Here is a 22,334-nt window from a genome sequence, read left to right as displayed (position 1 = left end):
CGGCTCAACCTATTTTTTACATACGTACGGGGCCGCTAGGGACCGGCGTCATCCGTTTCGCCTTGCGGCGGCAGATGGCGGTATTGATTGGGAGACAGCCCGGTCCAGCGGCGGAATTGGCGGGAAAAGTGATTGACGGAGCTGAATCCAAGCTGCTCCGCTATGGCGTAAACGGTGAGATTCGAGGTGACGAGCAGCTCTTTCGCTTTGGCCCACTTCCTGCGGCTAATATATTGGCGGGGCGAGACTCCGTACACCTTCGCGAAGATTTTGGACAGCTGGCTTCGGCTCATATTCAATTCCGCTGCAATATCCGTCACGGACGGATTAACCGAAAAATCGGCTGTCAGCCGCTCCTCGATAGCATGAGCCATATCCGCTTCATAAGCGGATACTAGATGACGGGACTGATCCTCCGCCGCCGAAGGATTTTCCAGCAGCACGAGAATTTCCTGCAAAATGAGCAGCACATAAGCCTGCATGGCCAGCCGCTGATGAAGCGGCAAACTCAGCTGCACGACCTCTGGCGAAGGCATGTCCATCGGCTTGTCGGACGCCAGCTCCTGCTGCATCAGCTTCTCCAATTCAGGGAGCAGCTGCGGAAGCTGCGTACGCTCCGCATCGGCGGCCTGGATCAGGCGGAAAGGGGCTGCTCCAAGCCGGCTGCGGACGTTCAGGTCGTCCAGATCGAAGTGGATGTTGAAGAAAGCGTAATGCGTAGTCGAATGGTTGGCAATCGTGTGGCTTACGCCGGATTTCAGCACAATCCAGTCGCCTTGTTTGAGATCGACCCGCTCCCCGTTAATCTCCTGCACTGCCCCGCCCTCCATACAGCAGATCAGCTCGTAGAAGGGGTGATGATGTTTATGATACGACCATTTGGCAGGTTTAACGCCGAAATGGCAGCCGGTTATTTGCAGCGTATTCGCGATATTTTGGAAGAGAAAAATCGTATCCATAATGCTTGCCCCCGCCCGCTAACGCGTATTGGCTTGATTATACCATAGGAGAGTGGCCCAGTCGGCACAAATGGTTAACTAAAGGAGGAGTTTGTGCATTCACCGCAGGGGCTGAGAGTTCTACTATTAGGATCATCATAGATCGATTTTGGGAGGTAACCTCACCGTGAGTCAACTGTCCATTCAAGGCAAACAGCTGCTGCTTGGCGATCAACCGTTTCGGATTTTGTCCGGCGCAATCCATTACTTCCGTATTGTTCCCGAATATTGGCGCGACCGCCTGCTCAAGCTTAAGGCTTGCGGCTTTAATACAGTAGAAACCTATGTGCCGTGGAATCTCCATGAGCCGAACGAAGGTCAATACGAGTTTGAAGGCTTGGCCGATATCGAGAAATTCATCGCTCTTGCGGGTGAGCTGGGACTGTACGTTATCGTCCGTCCAAGCCCTTACATTTGCGCGGAATGGGAGTTCGGCGGCTTGCCGGCGTGGCTGCTCAAAGATCCGGGCATGAAGCTGCGCTGCTTCCACAAGCCGTTCCTGGATAAAATCGACGCTTATTACGACAATCTGATTCCTCGCCTTACGCCGTTCCTTACGACCAAGGGCGGGCCGATTATCGCGATGCAGATCGAGAACGAGTACGGCAGCTACGGCAACGATAAAAAGTACCTGAACTTCCTGAAGGAAGCTATGGTCAATCGCGGCGTGGATGTGCTGCTGTTCACCTCCGACGGTCCGGAAGACCACATGCTGCAGGGCGGCATGGTTGAAGGCGTTTGGGAAACGGTCAACTTCGGCTCCCGTTCGGCGGAAGGGTTTGCCAAGCTGCTGGAATATCAGCCGGATCAACCGCTTATGTGCATGGAGTACTGGAACGGCTGGTTCGATCACTGGGGCGAAAAGCATCATACCCGCGATGCGGCTGATGTAGCGAAGGTGCTGGACGATATGCTGGCGGCCGACGCTTCGGTTAACTTCTATATGTTCCACGGCGGCACGAACTTCGGCTTCTTCAGCGGAGCGAACTTCCCGGACAAGCTGGCGCCGACGATTACGAGCTACGACTACGATTCGCCGCTTAGCGAGAGCGGTGACCTTACGGAGAAATATTATGCCGTACGCGAAGTCATCGGCAAATACACGGAGCTTGGTCCGCTGGAGCTTCCGGAGCCTATCGCCAAGAAGAGCTTCGGCACGATCCAAATGACAGGCCAAGCGCCGCTGCTGGCATCGCTGGACGCGCTGTCCGCGCCGATTCAAAGCGTTTGCCCGGAGCCGATGGAGCAATACGGACAGAACTCCGGCTTCATCCTGTACACGACGCATCTGTCCGGCCCGCGTCCGGAAAGCCGCCTCAACCTGCAAGAGGTTCACGACCGCGCACATATCTTTATCGACGGGCAGTTTAAAGGCATTATCGAGCGCTCCGACAAAGAGCATGATATTGTATTTGAAGTTCCGCCGGGCGGCGTAGAGCTGACGATTCTGGTCGAGAACATGGGCCGCATCAACTACGGTCCGCAAATGAAGGATGCCAAGGGCATTACGGAAGGCGTGCGCTTCGGCCTGCCGTTCCTGTTCGACTGGACGGTACATCCGTTGCCGCTGGATGATCTGTCCAAGCTGAGCTTCGGCGACGTGAGCGGCAGCCAGGACAATCAGCCTTCCTTCTACAAGGGCGAATTTGAAGTGGACGAGCCGGCCGACACCTTCCTGAGCATGAAGGGCTGGACGAAGGGCGTTGCTTATATTAACGGCTTCAACCTGGGCCGTTATTGGGAGCTTGCGCCTCAGGAAACGCTGTATATTCCGGGCCCGCTGCTTCGCAAAGGCAAAAACGAAATCGTCGTATTCGAGCTTCACGGAACGGAATCCGCAAGCGTCAGCCTGCTGGACCATCCGGTACTGGATAAATAATAAGAGATCAGCCTGCGAGCCCGTGAGGATTCGCGGGCTTTTTTTGTCGAAGATAGGAATTGGAAAGGGTTGTTAATTGTCGGAATAATCAAAAATCACATAAAAAATAAAGCGCTTACCACATATCCGATGTATTGTCATTATGATATGTTCGTAAGGGGCAGACGCCTTAATCCAATTTTGAATGGAGGAATATGAAGAATGAGGAGCGCATTACAGGTACGGGTTTTTAAAATCATGACAGCATTTTTGCTGCTCCTGGCAAGCGCAATTCCTGGTATTTCGGTATTAGACACACAGAAAGCTTTCGCGGCAAACACCACCTATTATGTCAGCAACAGTACGGGCAACGACAGCAATAACGGCACAAGCCAATCTACCCCATGGAAAACGATGGCCAAGGTGAGCGGCATAACGTTCCAGCCGGGCGACCGTATTTTGCTCAAATCCGGCGACACCTGGAATGAAAAGCTGACGCTGAAGGGCTCCGGCACAAAAGCAAGTCCGATTACGATTACCTCGTACGGAACGGGGAACAAACCGCTGATTAAATCCGGCGCTCCGAACAGCGGAGTTGTGTACGGCTCCAACATCAGCCATTGGCTCATCCAAGGGCTGGCCGTTGAAATTATCCCTTCCAGCAGACTTCTGTGGCCGGACAAAGCAACCGGCATCCTGATTGAGTACAACGCGGGAACAGTGTACGAGGGACTGCAAATTGACGGGAACAATGTTTACAGCTCGTCTGCGGATTCCAATACGTATGGAATCTCGGTACAAGCCTTTTTTAACGGCGGAACATACGGAAAAGTGGGCAAGGACTTCGTCATCTCAAACAACAGCGTGAGCAAGGTAGGCTGGTATGCCATTATCACGGGCGGCTATGACACAGCTGCTAACACGGGCGTCAGCTCGCAGGAAACCTATGAGAATATGTATGTTGTCGGTAATAACGTTTCGAACATTGGCAACCAAGGCATCGTCATCGGAAATGCCAACGGTTCCGCCATTGAGCGGAACGTCGTGCGGGCTGCCGGACAAGTGGCTCCTGCAAACGGAGAGCATTACGGTCCGGGCGGATTATGGTTCGTCGCTTCGCGGGACTCGTTTATCCGGTTTAACGAAGTATCGGACATGGGTAATTCCGGAGCTCCAGGAGACGGCGCCGGAATCAATATCGACTGGTATTGCACAAACATCACCGCTCAATATAACCTTTCGTACAACAACTCCGGGAACGGCTTCACAACCATGAGCAACAACGGAGGCAAATTCCTGAATAACAAAGTTTACGGCAACAGAGGCGAGCAGCATAACGGCGACGGTCAAATTGCGCTTGGCAACTTCACAGCGCGCCGCGACTTAATGACAGGAGCAAAGAACATGGTAGTGGCTTACAACACCATTATCGTGGACGTAGCGGGCACAACCGGTGTCAACAGCACATTTGCAGACGATGGCGTAACGCCGATCGCAGGTCTTTGGACAGGCAACAGCATTTACCGGAATAACATCGTGGTAAAATCCGCTACGAATACATCCGTCTTTGACATCGGCACCAACGCCACTATTGATCAAATTTGGGAGAACAAGATTTATAGCAGCGGTTCGACGTTCACCGCCAAAAAAAATGGCACGACCTATAGCGGCCTTTGGAACTGGCAGGGCGCTACAGGCTTCGACTCCGGCTCGTTTGTCTACGCACTTGACGCTACCGCACCGGGTTCCGTTTCCGGGCTAAGCTCAACGCTTAGCGGCGGATACGTGCAATTGAGCTGGTCTGCAGCTACGGATTCGGGAAGCGGTATTGCGCATTACAACATCTATCGCGGAACAACGGCTAGCTTCACGCCTGCTTACGCGAACATGGTAGGCGAGTCGACGGGCACGTCCTTCACGGATAACGCTCGTCCAAAATCGAACACGACCTATTACTACAAAGTACAGGCCGAAGATTATAACGGCAACAACGGCGCCGCATCGGCTGCCCACACGGCAACTACAGGACTTATTCCTTAAGCGCGAGGGTTATTGAATAACCCAGTTACTCCGGCCAGCTTAAAATGAATTAACGCGAAAAAACCTGCTTGTCCCTTAAAGGGACGGCGGGTTTTTCCTGTTTCACCCATACGGAGGAAGCGCTTCCAGCGCAAGTTCAGGATAATCAAAAACCACATGACAGGATAAGCGCTTACCACATGTCGCTATGTCGAATTTGGGTGATATATTGGGGTTGTAATCATGAAATCTATCTAAACCAAGTTGAATGGAGGAAAATGATGATGCGGAACGCAATCCATCATCGGGTCGTTATGGTCATGATGGCTCTTCTGCTGATGACCATGAGCGTTGCACAAGCTGTAACAATCGCATCGGCTGATCCCGCCGATCCGGTTCTGTTTCAGGACAATTTTGACGATGCTGGCTCTGATTCCTGGACTCCCGTAAGCGGAGCATGGAATAAAGAAAGCGGCAGCGCAGGAGTTTTATTTTCAGAAGATTTTGAAAGCGGAAACGCGGACCGGTGGACGAACAATTCCGGCAATTGGTCCAGCGTTACGGATGATACGTATAAAGTCTACAAACAAACGAAAGAAGACGGGGCTTCCGAGCTGCTCGCCGGCGAGCTGTCTTGGACGGACTATTCCCTGGAGTCCGACGTTAAGCTGACCAGCGGTGCAGGCGCCATGCTGAAGTTCCGCTATCAGGACGGACAGCACTTCTACTTCCTGTACATGTCGGACAGCTACATCCGCTTGGTTAAACAGGACGGCACCAACCAGCCTTGGCTCGGCTCGTACAACGGCCCTTCCTTGGATACATCGAGATACGTAAACATTAAGGTTGACGCACAGGGCAGCAACTTTAAGGTTTACCGCGACGGGGAGCTCGTGATTAACGCATCCGACAGCGGCGCTCCGTATACATCCGGCAAAATCGGCCTTGCTACATGGGCGACAGTTGTTGCGTTCGACAACATTAAAGTGTCGGGCAGCGACTCGAATCAAGTGTACAATCAATCCGATGCAGGCGGCGGTGAAACGCATGCCGGGCTGGACGCTTGGACGAATTACTCGCTGCAAACGCTGATTAAGCCAAGCGAGATTGCAGCGGACGGAACGGTAGGCGTAACGCTGCGCCGTCAAGCGAACGGCGACGGATACCGCATGCAGTATTCGGGAAGCGGCAAGCTGCAGATTGTGAAGGTCGAAGGCGGAGTCGAAACGACGCTTGAAGAGGCTTCGTTTGCGATGAGCAGCGGCTCGTCTTATCTGCTTAAAGGCGTTTCCGCAGGCAAATTCCTGGAGCTTTATGTAAACGGATCCAAGCTTGTAACCGCACAGGATACAGCGTTTACATCCGGCCATGTCGGACTGCGCGCCTCTAACGCTAAAGCGAGCTATGACAGCCTGATCGTTTCCAAGGAAACCCCGCCGGCTATCTCGGACGGTAACACTACGTATTACGTCAGCTCCAGCACAGGCGATGACGCCAATGACGGTCTGACCGAAGCGACAGCGTGGAAAACGGTCGGCAAGATCAGCGGCATGACGTTCCTGCCGGGCGACCGCATTTTGCTTAAATCTGGAGACACCTGGAACGAAAAGCTGACACTGAAGGGCTCCGGCACGAAGGAAGCTCCGATTACGGTCACTTCTTATGGAACGGGAGCCAAGCCGAAAATCTCCGCTCATGCTCCGGGCAGCGGCGTTGTGCTTGGTATCAACCTGAACCACTGGCTCATTCAAGGCCTGGCGGTTGAGGCCGTTGCTTCCTCGACACTCGCTTGGGGCAATGTAACAAACGGCATTAAGGTCGAGTACGACAACTCCCGCGTTCACGAGGGGCTGACGATCGACGGCAATGAAGTATTCAGTTCCTCGCCGAACACGAATACAAACGGTATCGTCGTAACGGCTCATGTGCCGGGTTCGGATTACAAGGAAATCGCGAACAACATCACAATTTCCAACAATAGCGTGCATGACCTCGGCTGGTACGGCATCACGACGTCCGGCTGGGATAACGTCAAACAAGAGGAGCTTCGCTCCCAGCTGTCTTACGGCAACCTGTATGTAGTCAGCAATGAAGTGGTCAACATGGGCAACCAGGGCATCGTTGTGCAAAATGCGCATGATTCCGCAATCGAGCGCAACATCGTGCGCGCCGGCGGCCAATCCAACTCCAACGGTTACGGGCCTGGCGGACTTTGGTACATCGCTTCCCGCGACTCGGTGATCCGTTTCAACGAAGTATCCGAGATGAAGGATTCCGAGTCCGGCTACGACGGAGCGGGCATCAACGTCGACTGGTACTGCGATAACATCACCGTTGAGTACAACTACACGCATGACAACAAAGGCAATGGCTTCACCACGATGAGCAACCGCGGCGCGAAGATCAACAACAACAAAGTGAAGGGCAACAAAGGCGAGCAAGGCAACGGACGCGGCCAAATCGCGCTCGGCAGCTTTACGGGCCGTCCTGATCTGTCTACCGGTCTTCATGACGTCGAGGTGGCTGGAAATACGATTATCGTAGACGTTGCGGGCACAAACGCCATCAACAGCGCGTCCAACCCGTACGGTTTCTACTCGGGCAACAGCATCCACAGCAACAACGTGGTGCTGAAGGAAGGCGTGCCGAATACATCCGTATTCAGCATTGGCAACGAAACGAAAATTGACGAAATCAACAACAACCGCGTATTCAGCGCAGACAGCTCGTTCCGCGCCCTCCAGTACGGTACGGCTTACGAAAGCCTTGCTTCCTGGCAAGCGGCTACCGGCTTCGATCTGAATACGCAAGTATCCGGTCCCGACAACGAGCTGCCAGGCGCGGTTCAAAATGTAGCGGCAACCGAAAACGGATATGTACAGCTGACCTGGGATGCAGCATCCGACACGGGCAGCGGCATTAATCACTACAACATTTACCGCAGCACAACTCCGGACTTTACGCCTTCCTACAAAAACATGGTAGGCGAGTCGAAAACGACGTCTTTTGTCGATCGTGAGCGTCCAGAGTCCAACCAAACCTACTACTACAAAGTAGAAGCGGAAGACTTCACCGGCAACAACGGCCCGGCATCGGCAGCTTTGTCCGCTGTAACGGGAGAAATCCCTGGTGCTCCGGCTCCGGCGAAAGTAGTGGACTTCACGATTCTGCGTGAAGACGATGTGGTTCGTACGGCTGAATTCACCGTGACTCCTTACTTGGCGAACTTCGGTGCCATCGCTAAGGTTGAGCTGTATGCAAACGGCAAGCGTCTGGCCGAGCTGACTCAGCATCCTTACACCTATACGGTTAAAGGACTGGGCAAAGGCGAGCATACGCTGCAATACCGCGTCCATGAGCAGTCCGGCGCGGTTACGGAATCCAAGGCAATCAACATCATTAAACAGCATGACGCTTTGCGCAGCCTTTCCGTCTCCCAAGCCCCTGCTATTGACGGCAATCTGGGCGAGTGGACCTCGGTCGGCTTTGAAATGAACAAGGCTTCCCAAGTGAAAGAAAGCGTAGCTGGCTTTAAAGAAAGCTGGACGCCTGAAAAGCTGTCCGGTAAAGGCTACACGGGCTGGGATAACAACAACCTGTACCTGGCAGTGGAAATCACCGAGGAAGAGCATAACCTGGCGATCACGAATGCAGCCGATCTGTGGAAGGGTTCCAGCGTTCAACTGGCAATCGACCCGCAAAGAGGCAACAAACCAGGAGCTAAAGGGTATTCCGAAATTGCATTTGGTCTGTCCAATACGGGCGAAATGCTGGCGTATCGCTTTAATGCAGTCGCTGGACGTCAAACAGGCGTATTCACGGCTGGCGAGTTCCATGTAAGCCGTAATGAAGAGACGAACAAAACCATTTATGAAATCTCAATTCCTTGGAACGAGCTGCTGCCTGCGGGCATAACGGCTCAAGAAGGCTCCGAGCTGGGCATTTCCTTCCTGGCCAACTACAGCGACGGCACCCGTTCCAATCCGGGCAGCGGCGACGTGCGTAATGGCTGGATCGAGTACAACAGCGGCATTGGCTCCATTAAAGCGCCGGATCAATTTGGATACCTGCTGCTGAAAAATGCACCGTTCGCCGTACCGACTCTGAACGGTTCGGTTGAAGATGCAAAAGCGAAGCTGACCTGGTCTGCTTCCGCTGATGCTACCGGCTACAGCATGCTGTACGGTACGGAAAGCGGCGTTTACCCGAATGTGTTGAACGCGGGCAGCGATATGGAACTTGAGACGGAAGCACTGGAAGCGGGAACGTACTATTTCGTCGTGAAAGCACACAACGCTTACGGCGAGAGCGTTAAAACGCAAGAAGTTGCGTTGACGGTTGAGGAAGCTACCAGTACTCCAACGCCAACACCGACTTCCACGGTATCGCCGACACCAACATCTACAGTAACACCGACGCCAACTTCAACAGCAACTCCAACACCGGCTCCGACGGTAGCTCCAACGCTCCCACCGGCTGCAACGCCAACTCCTGATCCGTCTGTACAGAGCAGTGTGAAGGTTGAGGATGGCAAAGCGGTTGCCGAGCTGGGCTCTCAGCATCAAAAGGCAGTTCTTTCTCTGAATGGCCTTGGCAATGCCGATCTTCAAGTTAAACGCGGAGATGCAGTCATTACAATTAGCGAGGCTGCCCTTAAAGCATTGAAAGAAAAAGCGGGGAGCGGAGCATCGATTGAGGTGCGTCTGAATCCGGTCCCAGATACGGTGAAACCTCCTGTATCTAGCATATTAAAAGCTGTTGGACAAGCTTATGAAGTGAGCATTGAACTGCTTGTTGACGGCAAACGCCAAGCGGCTGATGCTGCAAAAGGCTCTGTTACCGTAACGCTGCCTTTTGATACCAAGAAGGCGGATTCCAAGCTGAGCGGCGTTTATGTCTATGACGACAAAGCTAAACGCTTGAGTTATGTCGGCGGAGACGCGGACGAGGCCAGCAAGGAAATTACAGTTGAAGCTAATAAGCCTGGCATCTATGTTGTCATTGAACTCAAAAAGAAATTTAACGATGTGCCTTACGGACATTGGGCCGAGCGCACGCTGCAAATTCTTGCCGCCAAGCACGTTGTGCAAGGAACGAGCGAGGAGCAGTTCAGCCCGAACCGTCCTACGACTCGCGCTGAATTCGCAGCTCTGCTGGTGAATATTTTGCAATTGAAACCTGCCGGGGAAGCCTCTTCCTTTGGTGATGTGCCAGCGGATGCCTGGTATGCGGACGCAGTTGCAGCAGCCGTTAAAGCGGGTATCGTATCGGGACGCAGCGAGGATCAGTTCGCTCCAGGCGCAACCATTACCCGTGCCGAAATGGCCGTCATGGCCGTCCGAGCACTGGGACTGCAAGTTCAAGAGGGAACTGAAAGCTCCTTCTCCGATGCGAACAGCATCCCTGCATGGGCTCAAGCTTATGTTGCGGCTGCATCTCAAGCATCCATTATGAAAGGTATGGGCCAAAACCAATTTGCTCCACAGCGCGAAGCAACTCGTGCAGAAGCTGCGCAGATTGTATTAAATCTGCTGGAGAGCTTAAAGGCTGGTAAGTAGGTTTGAACCAATAATGTTTTAATACCTAATCGGGCTCTAGTGAAATACTAGGGCCCTGTTTAAAGTTCTGGTTATTGCACGGTTGGTTGAGGGAATCGTTTTACACGGGCGTACCGGTAAGTCGGCTCTTTCAACATCGCTCAGGCGAACGGATTGAGAGACGGCTACCTACACCGTCACGATCAACATGTGGTGGGGCACAAACGGCACGGAGTACCGTCTCTATGAGAACGGAGTTCTGATTGAGACAAAAGCACTAACGGCGAACTCGCCGAATGCTCAGCAAGCGGTTAAATCCATTACGGGCCGTGCAAAAGGCGAGTATGAATACCGTGTGGAGCTGGTGAATGCAGCCGGTACGACGTCCAGCAATGTGCTGAAGGTGATGGTAACAAAGTAATAGGATTAAAGTAGGAAAACACCCGTTCGTAAATCTGCGACGGGTGTTTTTTTGATACCTTCACCGCAACAGAAGACATAAAAAGAGGTAAATTTGGACCTTGAACTGATAATGATTATCATTTACAATAGATGCGTTGAGTCTGCATATTTTTTCCAACCCTCTTCACGCGAATGGAGCAAGTCATTTCATAATCATTTTCCTAAAGGAGGAACATTTAATTTATGAAAGGCAATGCGATATATCTCGAAAGTCAACAGAGGAGGGAGTCTAACGCAAGAACATATCCTCGTAAAATACCTATTGCGATTACGGAAGCTAGAGGCATTCAAGTAAAAGATGCGGACGGCCGAACTTATTTTGATTGTCTGGCGGGAGCGGGAACGCTTGCCTTGGGTCATAATCATCCGGTTGTGATCGAGGCGATGAAGGATGTGCTTGCGAGCGGCCTGCCTTTACATACGCTCGATTTGACGACACCGGTGAAAGAGCAGTTTGTGGATGAGCTTTTTGATCTGTTGCCGGCCGACTTTGCCAATAACGCCAAGATTCAGTTTTGCGGTCCAACCGGAGCGGACGCTGTGGAAGCGGCAGTGAAGCTGGTCAAGACGGCCACGGGAAGAAGCGGCATGATGTCTTTCCAGGGCGGATATCACGGGATGACGAGCGGAGCGCTTAGCTTGACGGGGAATTTGGGGCCAAAACGCCACGTTGGCGGACTGATGCCCGGGACGCAATTTCTCCCGTATCCGTACGAATACCGCTGTCCGTTTGGCGTCGGAGGAGAACTAGGTCATCAGATCGGGAGCCAATACATTGAGCGCCTGCTGGACGATCCGGAGAGCGGCGTACTGACGCCGGCTGGCATGATCATGGAGCTGGTGCAAGGAGAAGGCGGTGTGATTCCGGCGCCTAACGCCTGGGCGAGAGAAATTCGCCGCATTACGAAAGAACGCGGAATACCGCTGATGATTGACGAGGTGCAGACGGGAATCGGAAGAACGGGCCGAATGTTTGCTTTCGAGCATGCGGATATCAGCCCTGACGTAATCATTATCTCTAAAGCCATCGGAGGAGGACTTCCGTTGTCGGTCGTCGTTTATCGGGATGAGCTGGATACATGGGAGCCGGGAGCCCATGCCGGAACCTTCCGCGGAAATCAGCTGGCTATGGCTGCCGGAGCTGCATCATTGCGAGTCATTCGTGAAGACAGGCTGGTTGAACATGCTGCAGCGGTTGGCGATCGATTGTGCAAGTATTTGGAGCAAACGCGTTCCGCTGTGACTTGCATCGGTCAAGTACGGGGCAGAGGGCTGATGATCGGGGTTGAGATCGTTGATTCCGAGCAGAACGCAGACCGATTGGGAAGCTATCCGGCGTACCCGGAGCTGGCTCGTGAAATCCAGCAGCAATGCCTCAAACGCGGACTCATTCTGGAGCTTGGCGGTCGCCATGGCAGCGTTGTTCGTTTCCTGCCTCCGCTTATCGTCACGGAGCAACAAATCGATCAAATCGCTGAAATTTTCCATGAATCGGTCATCGCGGCGGAACGCCACTTGCCAAGCCTTCAGGGGGTGCTCGGGTGAACCGGGAATTCGCTGCTGCATTTTTGAACACGACACCGGAAAGCCAGGAGCTCTTCCGTAACCATATGCACGCTGCAGTCGAGGTGCTAATCCGTGACTTTGCAGCCGCGGATCAGCCTTACAGCGGAGCCGCGCCTCAGGAATTAGCGGCCGCTTTTCGCAGCCGGCCCGTGTGCCCCGAGCAGGGAACCGGCATGGAGGAGCTGTTGGCCTTTGTTGGCGAAGCCGTTGTGAAACATGCCGCAGTTGTGAATCATCCTGCGTGTGTAGCCCATCTTCATTGCCCGCCTCTTCAGGCCTCGCTGCTGGCGGAAACATTGCTTGCCACACTGAATCAGTCCATGGATTCATGGGATCAGAGCATGTCGGCTACGATGCTGGAGGAAGAAGTAATCGGTTGGCTTTGCGAGCTTTTCGGTTACGAGAAAAGCGGCAGCGACGGCGTGTTCACCAGCGGAGGCACGCAATCGAACTTTATGGGCGTATTGCTCGCCCGCGATCATTACGCATACTCACAGTGGAATTGGAATGTGCAGCAGCAAGGCTTGCCGCCACAGGCAGACCGCCTGCGGGTGTTATGTTCCGAGGCTGCGCATTTTACGGTCAAGCAGTCAGCGGCTCTTCTGGGCTTGGGACAACAAGCCGTTGTCACAGTGCCGGTAGATACGCTGGGGAGAATGCGCTGCGATTTGCTGGAAAGCACGATCGAACGGCTTCGACAGGAAGGGAATCTCCCCTTTGCGCTGGTGGCAACAGCGGGAACAACGGATTTCGGGAGCATCGATCCGCTGCCTGAACTGGCGGCATTAGCCCGCGAGCACGGCATGTGGTTCCATGTGGATGCCGCCTATGGAGGCGCGTTAGCGTTGAGCGGCAAACATGCTCATTTGCTGGAAGGAATATCCTTAGCAGATTCGATTACCGTTGATTTTCATAAATTGTTCTATCAACCGATCTCTTGCGGCGCTTTTCTGCTCCGAGATTCCGTGAACTATCGTTATTTGCGACTGAATGCCGACTACTTGAACCCGCAAGAGGACGATCAGAACGGCGTGCCTAACCTTGTGGGCAAGTCCATTCAGACCACTCGCCGGTTTGACGCCTTGAAGCTGTATATGTCCCTGCAGCATTTGGGCCGCGAGCGGTTCGCCGCGATGATCGATTATACGCTGGAGCTTGCGCTCAGCGCTGCGGAGCAGATTCGGTCGCACGATACCTTGGAGCTGTTGGCGGAGCCAACCTTGAATGCTGTTGTGTTTCGGTATGTGCCAGCCACGGAGAGCGAGACGGCCTGGGCCGATGAGCTGAACCACCGCATTCGGGACCGGCTGCTGGAAAGCGGCACTGCAGTTATTGCCCGCACAAAAGCAAATGGAAAGGCGTGCTTGAAATTTACGCTGCTGAATCCGTTAACGACGAAGCAGGATACCGCAGCTATTTTGCAGCATGTGGTACAAATCGGAGCGGAATTGGAACAACACTATGGAAGCGAGCAGCATGCTCGGGAGGGAGTTTATTCATGATCCGGGACGGACTGCTGGAACAGACACGAACTTTTGAGGGAGAGGGGACGGAGTCGCATACAACAGCGGCAAGAGCTACGCTGCAAAGCTTGCTGAACGGCTTTCTGAGAGAGACGGCGCTAGGCGTTTGGCAAGAGCTTGACGGCAGGTGGCAGCTGGAGGTTCCTTTGGCCAGTCAAGGCGGCAGCATTCTCGTTGAGCTGAAATACCGCTCGCTAACCGGCAGACATTTGTTTCAGTTTCCTCTCCAGTGGAAAGGGACTGGGGCTGAAGCAAGTGCTGAAGACGAGCTTGTGCTGGCGGAGCGTCTGGTTCTTGAATTGGGCCATCAGGTTAAGGTGGAGGATTCCGCGCGTACGGCTGAGCTGCTTCAAAAGATCAAGGAAAGCTGTGCGGCTATCCAGCACATCGTTGAGGCCCGCGACGGGGACCGTGATCAGTTGTATGGCTTTGAGGGCGATTTCATAACGGCGGAGCAATCGTTGCTGTTCGGACATTTGCTGCACCCGACGCCCAAAAGCCGGGACGGCGTGCCGGAAAGCTTAAACGGCGTCTTTTCCCCGGAATTAAAAGGGCAGTTTCAATTGCATTATTTCCGTGCGCATAAGAGCATTGTGCGGGAGGATTCAGCGCTGGCCGATACATCGGCTACCGAATGGATCAAGTCGGATCTGCGCCGGGCGGATGCCAGCCTTCCCTTTACCGAAACAGATGCGTATACGCTGATTCCTCTGCATCCTTTGCAGGCTGAAGAAGTATTGGCCAAGCCAGCCGTTCAGAAGCTGATTGAAGCGGGTTTGCTGGAGAACCTGGGTCCGTTAGGCCGTTATTACTCGGCGACATCTTCGTTCCGTACGATGTATCACCAGGAGTCTCCTTTTATGCCAAAAGGGTCGGTTCCTGTGAGAATTACAAACTCGGTGCGCATAAATCTGTTCAAAGAGCTTGAACGCGGCGTTGAGGTCTCCCGTCTGCTTCGGACCAAGGTCGGCGAAGTGTCGAAGGAGTACCCGGCTTTTGCCATTGTGAATGATCCGGCCTACGTGTCGATCGCTTTGGACGGGCAAGAGGAATCGGGCTTTGAGGTTGTCCTTCGCGCGAACCCGTTCCAAGGCGAACAAGCGAAGCAGGCCTCTCTTGTCGCTTCCCTAGTTCAAGATCCGCTGCCAGGTTCCGAATCGCGGTTGAGCACGATTATCCGTCAGCTGGCGAAGCAGGAAGGACGCTCAACAGGCGAGGTTAGCCTGGACTGGTTCCGCCAATATTTGGCCATATCGCTTGCACCAATGATCTGGTTGTATGAAACGCACGGCATCGCGCTTGAGGCGCATCAGCAAAACAGCGTTGTCCAGCTGCACGAGGGATACCCGCACAAATACTATTACCGGGATAATCAAGGCTACTATTTCTGCAACTCCATGAAGGAGCACTTGAGCAAGGAGCTTCCGGGCATCGGCGAGAAAAGCCAAACCTTCTGCGAGGATGCGGTGGCCGATGAGCGCTTCCGTTATTATGTTATTTTTAATCATTTATTCGGTCTGATTAACGGCTTCGGGACGGCAGGGCTTGCCGACGAAAGAGAGCTTCTGCGCGAACTGCGCGGTGTGCTGGAGCAATTCCTGCCCATGAACAGAGAGCCTTCGATCTTCCTGAAAAGCCTGCTGACGGAAGCAAAAATTCCGTGCAAAGCGAACCTGCTCACGCGCCTTTACGATATGGACGAGCTGGTCGGTTCGCTTGAAAACCAGTCGGTTTACGTGCTTGTGGATAATCCGCTGGTAACGGAGGTGTAAGCGCGTGTCAGGTTCCACTCCGCGTAATTTAAATCTGCTGTTTGAAGAGCCTGAACGGGCAATCTATCAGGATCAAGCCATAGGGAAAACAATCTCGTTTCGTCCTGTGGAGCTGGAGCGCGATTTGCAGATGCTTCACAGCTGGCATCAGCAGCCGCATGTCGTTCCGTTCTGGCAGCTGAATATTTCGCTGGATGCTTATCGCAGCCATCTGGAGCGCTTTTTGGCCGACACCCATCATACTCTTTGCATCGGTGAACTGGATGGGGAGCCGATGAGCTATTTTGAATCCTACTGGGCGGAATCGGATGTCATCGGCCCCTATTATGAAGCCGCTCCGTACGATCAGGGCGTGCATCTGCTCATCGGCCCGCCAAGCTTTCTCGGAAGAGGCTATGCGCTTCCGCTGCTGAAAGCTCTTGCGCGCATGCAGTTCCTGCAGCCGGAGACGAAACGCATTGTTGCTGAGCCGGATATCCGGAACGCAAAAATGCATCATATCTTTGAAAAATGCGGCTTCCGCTTCCAGCATGAGGTGCAATTGCCCGATAAAAAGGCTGCGCTGATGCTTTGCGAACGAGAAGTGTTTGAAGCGATAGATAGAGAAACGAGGGAGATTCCTATTGGTTAGGCAAGCAGTTCCGAGTTTTTCGGACGAATTGGATGTGCTGGGAGTCGGGATCGGTCCGTTTAATCTGGGTCTTGCCGCGCTGCTGGAGCGCGTTCCGGAGACAAAAGCTCTCTTTCTGGAACGCAAACCGCAGTTTGATTGGCATCCCGGGATGCTCATTGAGGGGACGACCTTGCAGGTTCCTTTTTTCGCCGATTTGGTCACGATGGCCGATCCGACGCACCCGCTAAGCTATTTAAATTATTTGCATGAGCATGGCCGGTTGTATCATTTTTACTTCCTGGAGAAATTCCAAATTCCGCGCAGGGAGTATAACCACTATTGCAAATGGGCGGCCGAGCGGCTGGCTACCTGCCGGTTTGGCTATGAAGTGAGCGACATTCAATTGGAGGAGGGGCAATCAGGCTCCCGTTTTGTTGTAGAAGCGGTAGAGCAGCATACCGAACAAACGGTTCGTTATGCGGCCCGTAATCTGGTTCTGGGAGTGGGGAGCCGCCCGCATATTCCAGCACGGTTTCAAACGCTGCGCGGACCGAACGTATTTCATTCCTCCGACTATTTGTCCAATCGGGAACGCTGCTTGAGGGCTCGTTCTATCACCGTTGTGGGCTCGGGACAAAGCGCCGCTGAAGTTGCGCTGGATTTGCTGAGAGCGCAAGGGGAGAACGGCTATCGTCTCGACTGGTTTACGCGTTCTTCCGGCTTTTTCCCTATGGAATATTCGAAGCTCGGGTTGGAGCACTTTTCCCCTGATTATACCCAGTATTTCTATGGGCTTGATCCCGAGCGCAAGGACAAAATCCGGGCAGGGCAAGGCTTGCTGTATAAAGGCATCAGCGCGAACACGATAGCGGATATTTACGATACGTTGTACGAAGCGGGCATTGGCGGGAAGGAAGGGCCGGGCGTCAGGCTGCTTTCCTTAACGGAGGTGGAGCAGATTATCCCTTCCTCGGATAGAGGGGGTTATCGCTTGCACTGCCGGCAGCTGCAGCAGGAGGTTTCTTTTGAACATAGCAGCGACATCGTTATTTTGGCGACGGGCTATGAGCATGCGGAGCCTGCTTGTCTGAGCGGGCTGGAGCCGCTTATTTGCCGGGATGCCAAAGGGCGCTTCGACATCGCCGAGCAGTATTCGCTTAAGCTTCGGAATGGCGGGGAGAACCGCATTTTTATCCAAAACGGCGAGCTGCATACGCATGGCGTAGGCGCTCCTGACCTTGGCTTGGGCGCGCATCGCAACAGCGTCATTATTAAGCAGCTGGCTGGACGTGAAGTTTATCCGCTGAGGGAACGCAATGTGTTCCAGCAGTTTGGAATTAGTGAATGATGCCCGGAACGGGGATGGCACAGGCTCCCAAGCTTAGTTCAAGAACAGGCATGCAGGCTGCGCTGCTTGGCTGCATGTTTCTGGGTCTGTTTACGGAGGTTCTGCTGTCGCCTTATTACCCTCAGTTTTTCCATCAGGTGTTTGGGATTGAGGATTACAGCTATACGGGCTTTTATTTGTTCGTTTGCAGACTGACGGTTGTGCTTTGCTCCCCTCTGTGGGGATGGCTGACGCGGAAGGTGGAAGCCAAACAATTGCTGCTTGTTGGACAAGCAGGAACAGCTCTATCGACGGCTCTGTTGGCGCAGGCGGACAACGCGAACGAATTTTTGATTTTGACGGTATGTTTGCTCGTGTTCAAAAGCAGTTATATGTTGATTTATCCAATCATCATGGAACTAAGCGATAAAGGGGCCCAAGCGGGCTCCGCGGCGAAATTTCATGCCGTTCACCATACGGCGGTGCTCATAGCGGCGCTTGCAGGCGCTCATATGCTGCAGATGGAAAATCCGCTGACGCTGTTTTACGGGGCCGCAGCGGCGGATGTCATTCAGTTAATCGTGTGCGTGGTCGTGCTCTGGGGATGGAAGAGCGCTTCCCAGCCAGCAGCCGGACGCGAGCTTGGCGGGTCAAAGGGGTTAATAAGCAAGCTGCTCCAAGACAGAGCGATTTTGATGCTGGGCTTGCTGTTTTTTACGTTGACCCTTGCGAATCAAGTCGTTCGTCCTTTTTTCACGCCGTATGCGGAAAAAGACTTTGGTTTAACGACGGACACGGCTGGTTTGATCTATCTGCTGCCCCATCTGTTTGCCCTGTTATTGCTGCCTTGGCTGCGCGCCATAAGCAAGCCGGATAGATTGCATATTTCGTATATGGTTGGCGTCGTGGCAATGGCGGTCGGCTTAGTGGTGCAAGCAACGGCAGAGGGGATTACCGGATTAATCGCCGGACGGATGCTGTACGGAATGTTTCTTGCCATTACGATGGCGGTGCTGGATGTGATTCTGTTTCAAAGAGAGCAGGGAGCTTCAGCAGCCGTGGCGTTTAGCGTCATGGTGTCGTTTCAAACCGGAGCGGAGCTGTTATCGCCGTTAATTGCTTCCTTCCTGTCAATTCAGACGGGCTTGGGGTCGCCGCTGCTCGCTGCCGCTTTGCTTTGTCTTGTTAACGGTCTGCTGTTTAAGTGGTCCAATATTTATAGATCGCCGAAGGAGGCCGCCCCATGGAATGCACATGGCAGCAAGACCTCATAGCTGTTCAAGCTTTACAATCCGAGAGCTGCGTACAAGTGCGTAGAAGAATTTTTCGGCAGCTGGTGGAATCGCTTATCTATGAAGGGATTGTTACCCCGCAAACGGAGCCTGCCGGAGATAACACGAGGTTTCTTCTGGAGGGCAAGGATGCTGAAGGACGGAAAGTCGTTTACGCATGTACCGGGCAGCGCAGGTTCACCTTTGGCCGCATCCGGCTGCTGGAATCCGCTCCGCTGCTGCGACTGTCCGTCGAAGCGGAGACGGAAGCTCTGTCGCTTCGTTTATTTGTTCAGGAAGTGCTGAATGTGCCGGGAACGGCGCAAAACAAGCTGGCCACGTTCACGGAGGAGCTTGAGCATACGCTTCTTAAGGATACGATCGCTCAGTATGTGCGCATGCAGGGGGTTACTTCCTTGCATCAGCTTCGTGGTGAACAATTCGAATCCGCCGTTATGGACGGTCACCGCTATCACCCGAGCTATAAGTCGCGAATCGGTTTCGACTACGGGGATCATCTTGCTTACGGGCCCGAGTTCGCTCGGGATGTGAAGCCTTTATGGCTGGCCGTGAGTAAAGAGGCTTGTCGCACAGCTGTTTTGCCGAGCCTTACGTTGGAAGGCATGCTATGTGAGGAGCTTGGCGCCGACATGCTCCAATCTTTTCAAGACACGCTTCACAAGGAGGGGCTAGAACCGGATCGATATGCGTTTGTACCGGTGCATCCTTGGCAGTGGCGCACCGTCGTTGCTCCTGTGTACGCGGATGAGCTGCGAAGGAAACGCATCGTAATGTTAGGCCCATCGATGGATGAATATCGCCCTCAGCAGTCAATTCGTACCTTGTTCAACCGGACGTCGCCGCATAAAAGCTATGTGAAGCTTTCCATGAATCTATTAAATACGTCCAGCTCACGCCAGCTTCTGCCCCACTACACGTTAACGGCTCCGGTTATATCCGATTGGCTGCAAACGTTAGTGGATTCAGACCCTTATTTGAAAAACGAGGCCCGGCTGATTCTGCTGCGGGAAATCGCCGCTTTCACGTTCGAGCCTCCGGATCAGCAAGAAGAAGCTCGTGATCCGTTGTATGCCGCTGTCGGCTGTATTTGGCGGGAAAGCTTGCACAGCTATTTGCAGGCCGGCGAGGACAGCGTGCCTTTTTACGCGTTATGCACTTTGGAACAAGACGGCACGCCTTTTATCGATCCATGGCTGCAGGCTTACGGCATCGAAGCTTGGCTGCACCGGTTTTTAGAACGATGCGTGCTGCCCGTGCTCCATTTGGCTGCCGTGCAAGGCGTGGCGACAGAGTCGCATGCGCAGAACATGGTGATGGTGCATCGCAACGGCTGGCCCGAGCGATTGGCGCTCAAAGATTTTCACGAAGATGTGGTGTACAGCCGCGCTTTCCTGAATCGTCCTGACTTATGCCCGGACTTGACTCAGGTGCATGAGCGCTATGCGCTCAAGGAGGAACGGGCCAACTTTGAAGTGGAGGATGTGGCTCCGCTGCGCTATTTGACGCTTGGCGCGTTGTTCTTCGTGAATGTGGGAGAGCTGGCCATGCTGCTCGCTGACCGGTACGGCTTTGAAGAGACAAAGTTCTGGGAAATGACCGCCGCTTGTTTGCACCGTCATATGGAGCGAGATTCGCGCTGGAAAGAGCGTTTTGAAACCGTGGATTTGTTTGCGCCGACAACCCGTGTGGAGCAATTAACCTACAAACGGCTCGCCATGCAAACGAAAGGGCTGTCGCATGAAGTGCCTAATCCGTTGGCTGCTTTTCTTCCGCTTTTGACCCGTACAAACAGAGAGGAGCTTCGTCTGTGACCAACAAGTTGTTTGCGGTAAATCAAACGTATTACAGCCAGAGCGATCTGGACGCTCGCTGGAGGGACTGGCAGCGAGTTCCTCACATTCGGGATACGTGGAAGCCGGGCCAAAGGCTTGCCGTTTGTATCAGCAATGCCGCTGAGCTGATCCCGTTTGTGCTGTTTGCCAAAGAGCTGGGGATCTCCGTTCTTCTGCTTCATGGAGAAACGCCGATGGATACGGCGCTGGCGCTGGCTAAAGAGGCCGGCTGCACGGGTCTTGTATTTCAGTCGGTCCAGGATGGATTCTTGCCGCTCGCTTCAGACGAGACAAGCAGCTCCGCGCAGGAGGCTTCCATTTGCATGTTCAGCTCAGGAACAACGGGCAAGCCTAAACTGATCAGCAGAACCTGGACGGCAGTTGAGGAAGAAATTGCAGCTTATAATGAAGCAATCGGTTTAGAAAATGCTGTGACGCCCGTTGTGATTTCTCCGGTCAGTCATTCGTACGGCTTGATCAGCGGGGTGCTCGCAGCTATGGCCCGTCAAGCGGTGCCTCACGTGGCTGCTTATACTAATCCCAAGCTTACGTTGGCGCTTCTGCGAGATACGCCGCAGCATATCGTTTACGGCGTTCCTTTGACGCTGCATGTATTAACTTCTTTCCCATCGGATGTTCGGTTCCATCAGCTGATGAGCTCCGGCGCGCCGATGCCGCAGGGGCTGATTGAGAAGCTGGCTCCGCTGGCCGGGGACCGCTTGCTGCAGCAGTACGGCTGTTCGGAGGCCGGCTGCATTAGTGTGAACCGCGATCTGCAATACAGTGCGGATATTGGCAAGCCTTTAAGCCATATTCGAATTGTTGAAGCAGGTTCTTCCCTGGATCAGCCGCAAGAACTGACGATTGCGATCGGGAACCAGACCATTGCAACCGGTGATTTGGCCTACGTCGAGCAAGGGGAGATTCGCCTCTTGGCGAGAGCGGACGATGTCATCAATGTATCCGGGCTAAAAGTGTATCCCTTGGAGGTCGAAAATGTCGTTTCTCAACTGGCCGGCATTCAGGAATGCGTCGTTTATCGGGGACGTCACCCTGTCATGGGCGAAATCGTCTGCTGTATGATCGTCGCCGAGCCTGAAGTGAAGCCCGAGACGGTTCGGGAATGGTGCATGCACAGACTGCCGCCGTACAAAGTGCCTTCCAAAGTAGCGTGCGTGACTACGCTGCCGCGGACCTCAACGGGGAAAATCAGCCGCAAATTGCTGGAGGAGGCCGAATTAAGCTTATGATCAGGGAACAACGGATGAATAAATTGGGCTCTATCATGGAGCAGAAGCTGCAAATGACGCAGCTGCCCCGTCTGGAGGAAGCTCACAGGCTGAATGAAGATCTGCGGATTGATTCCGTCATGATGATGCAGCTTTTGGTATGGATTGAAATGGAATTCGGGCTTTTGATCCCGGAAGATGAGGTAGATCCGCGAGTGTTTCAAACGGTGGGAACGCTGCTTGATTTCATGGAACAGCTAACTCCCGTCAGCAGCGCTGGAGGTTAAGGGACTGGAAAATAGCAAG

The 22,334-nt window shown here is 53.6% G+C and carries 13 protein-coding genes and 1 pseudogene; 13 read left to right on the top strand and 1 reads right to left on the bottom strand.

The window, feature by feature from the left end; translation table 11 throughout:
• Positions 1 to 35 precede the first annotated feature (35 nt).
• Positions 36 to 959, bottom strand: a complete 924-nt coding sequence (locus tag M3223_RS10765; RefSeq protein WP_251561301.1) for an AraC family transcriptional regulator — start codon at positions 957 to 959, stop codon at positions 36 to 38.
• 166 nt (positions 960 to 1,125) lie between these two features.
• Here M3223_RS10765 and M3223_RS10760 point away from each other — a divergent pair, with 166 nt between their 5' ends.
• The 13 genes and pseudogenes from M3223_RS10760 to asbD all read left to right on the top strand — a co-directional run bounded on the left by M3223_RS10760 (position 1,126) and on the right by asbD (position 22,315).
• Positions 1,126 to 2,877 carry a glycoside hydrolase family 35 protein gene (locus M3223_RS10760; RefSeq protein WP_251561300.1) on the top strand — a complete coding sequence of 584 codons (1,752 nt, stop codon included), beginning with the start codon at positions 1,126 to 1,128 and terminating at the stop codon, positions 2,875 to 2,877.
• 201 nt (positions 2,878 to 3,078) lie between these two features.
• Positions 3,079 to 4,896, top strand: coding sequence for a right-handed parallel beta-helix repeat-containing protein (locus M3223_RS10755; RefSeq protein ID WP_251561299.1), 1,818 nt, complete (start codon positions 3,079 to 3,081; stop codon positions 4,894 to 4,896).
• A 260-nt stretch (positions 4,897 to 5,156) separates the two neighbouring features.
• Positions 5,157 to 10,433 carry an S-layer homology domain-containing protein gene (locus M3223_RS10750; RefSeq protein WP_251561298.1) on the top strand — a complete coding sequence of 1,759 codons (5,277 nt, stop codon included), beginning with the start codon at positions 5,157 to 5,159 and terminating at the stop codon, positions 10,431 to 10,433.
• 172 nt (positions 10,434 to 10,605) lie between these two features.
• Positions 10,606 to 10,833: pseudogene (locus M3223_RS10745) on the top strand (chitinase N-terminal domain-containing protein); the annotation flags it as partial.
• A gap of 224 nt (positions 10,834 to 11,057) precedes the next feature.
• The gene (locus tag M3223_RS10740) at positions 11,058 to 12,419 is read left to right on the top strand and encodes an aspartate aminotransferase family protein (protein WP_251561296.1); all 1,362 of its coding nucleotides are present in this window, start codon (positions 11,058 to 11,060) and stop codon (positions 12,417 to 12,419) included.
• Positions 12,416 to 13,942 carry a pyridoxal phosphate-dependent decarboxylase family protein gene (locus M3223_RS10735; protein WP_251561295.1) on the top strand — a complete coding sequence of 509 codons (1,527 nt, stop codon included), beginning with the start codon at positions 12,416 to 12,418 and terminating at the stop codon, positions 13,940 to 13,942. The genes M3223_RS10740 and M3223_RS10735 overlap by 4 nt, the downstream gene beginning before the upstream one ends.
• Positions 13,939 to 15,735, top strand: a complete 1,797-nt coding sequence (locus tag M3223_RS10730) for an IucA/IucC family protein (protein ID WP_251561294.1) — start codon at positions 13,939 to 13,941, stop codon at positions 15,733 to 15,735. Before M3223_RS10735 ends, M3223_RS10730 begins: the two co-directional genes overlap by 4 nt.
• 79 nt (positions 15,736 to 15,814) lie before the next feature.
• Positions 15,815 to 16,366: a GNAT family N-acetyltransferase gene (locus tag M3223_RS10725; protein WP_353057688.1), complete on the top strand. Its 552-nt coding sequence runs from the start codon at positions 15,815 to 15,817 to the stop codon at positions 16,364 to 16,366.
• Positions 16,359 to 17,696 carry a lysine N(6)-hydroxylase/L-ornithine N(5)-oxygenase family protein gene (locus M3223_RS10720; RefSeq protein ID WP_251561293.1) on the top strand — a complete coding sequence of 446 codons (1,338 nt, stop codon included), beginning with the start codon at positions 16,359 to 16,361 and terminating at the stop codon, positions 17,694 to 17,696. Before M3223_RS10725 ends, M3223_RS10720 begins: the two co-directional genes overlap by 8 nt.
• Positions 17,693 to 18,949 carry an MFS transporter gene (locus M3223_RS10715; RefSeq protein ID WP_251561292.1) on the top strand — a complete coding sequence of 419 codons (1,257 nt, stop codon included), beginning with the start codon at positions 17,693 to 17,695 and terminating at the stop codon, positions 18,947 to 18,949. The genes M3223_RS10720 and M3223_RS10715 overlap by 4 nt, the downstream gene beginning before the upstream one ends.
• Entirely contained in the window at positions 18,919 to 20,778 is a 1,860-nt protein-coding gene (locus tag M3223_RS10710; protein WP_251561291.1) for an IucA/IucC family protein, read from the top strand. The genes M3223_RS10715 and M3223_RS10710 overlap by 31 nt, the downstream gene beginning before the upstream one ends.
• Positions 20,775 to 22,049, top strand: coding sequence for an AMP-binding protein (locus M3223_RS10705; protein WP_251561290.1), 1,275 nt, complete (start codon positions 20,775 to 20,777; stop codon positions 22,047 to 22,049). The genes M3223_RS10710 and M3223_RS10705 overlap by 4 nt, the downstream gene beginning before the upstream one ends.
• The gene (asbD, locus tag M3223_RS10700) at positions 22,046 to 22,315 is read left to right on the top strand and encodes a petrobactin biosynthesis protein AsbD (protein ID WP_251561289.1); all 270 of its coding nucleotides are present in this window, start codon (positions 22,046 to 22,048) and stop codon (positions 22,313 to 22,315) included. The genes M3223_RS10705 and asbD overlap by 4 nt, the downstream gene beginning before the upstream one ends.
• Positions 22,316 to 22,334 lie beyond the last annotated feature (19 nt).

Origin of the sequence: Paenibacillus pasadenensis, assembly GCF_023715725.1 — a bacterium.
Lineage (GTDB): Bacteria > Bacillota > Bacilli > Paenibacillales > Paenibacillaceae > Paenibacillus_O > Paenibacillus_O pasadenensis_A.
Note: the sequence above shows the minus strand (reverse complement) of the source record. Positions and strands in the feature narration are given on the sequence as shown.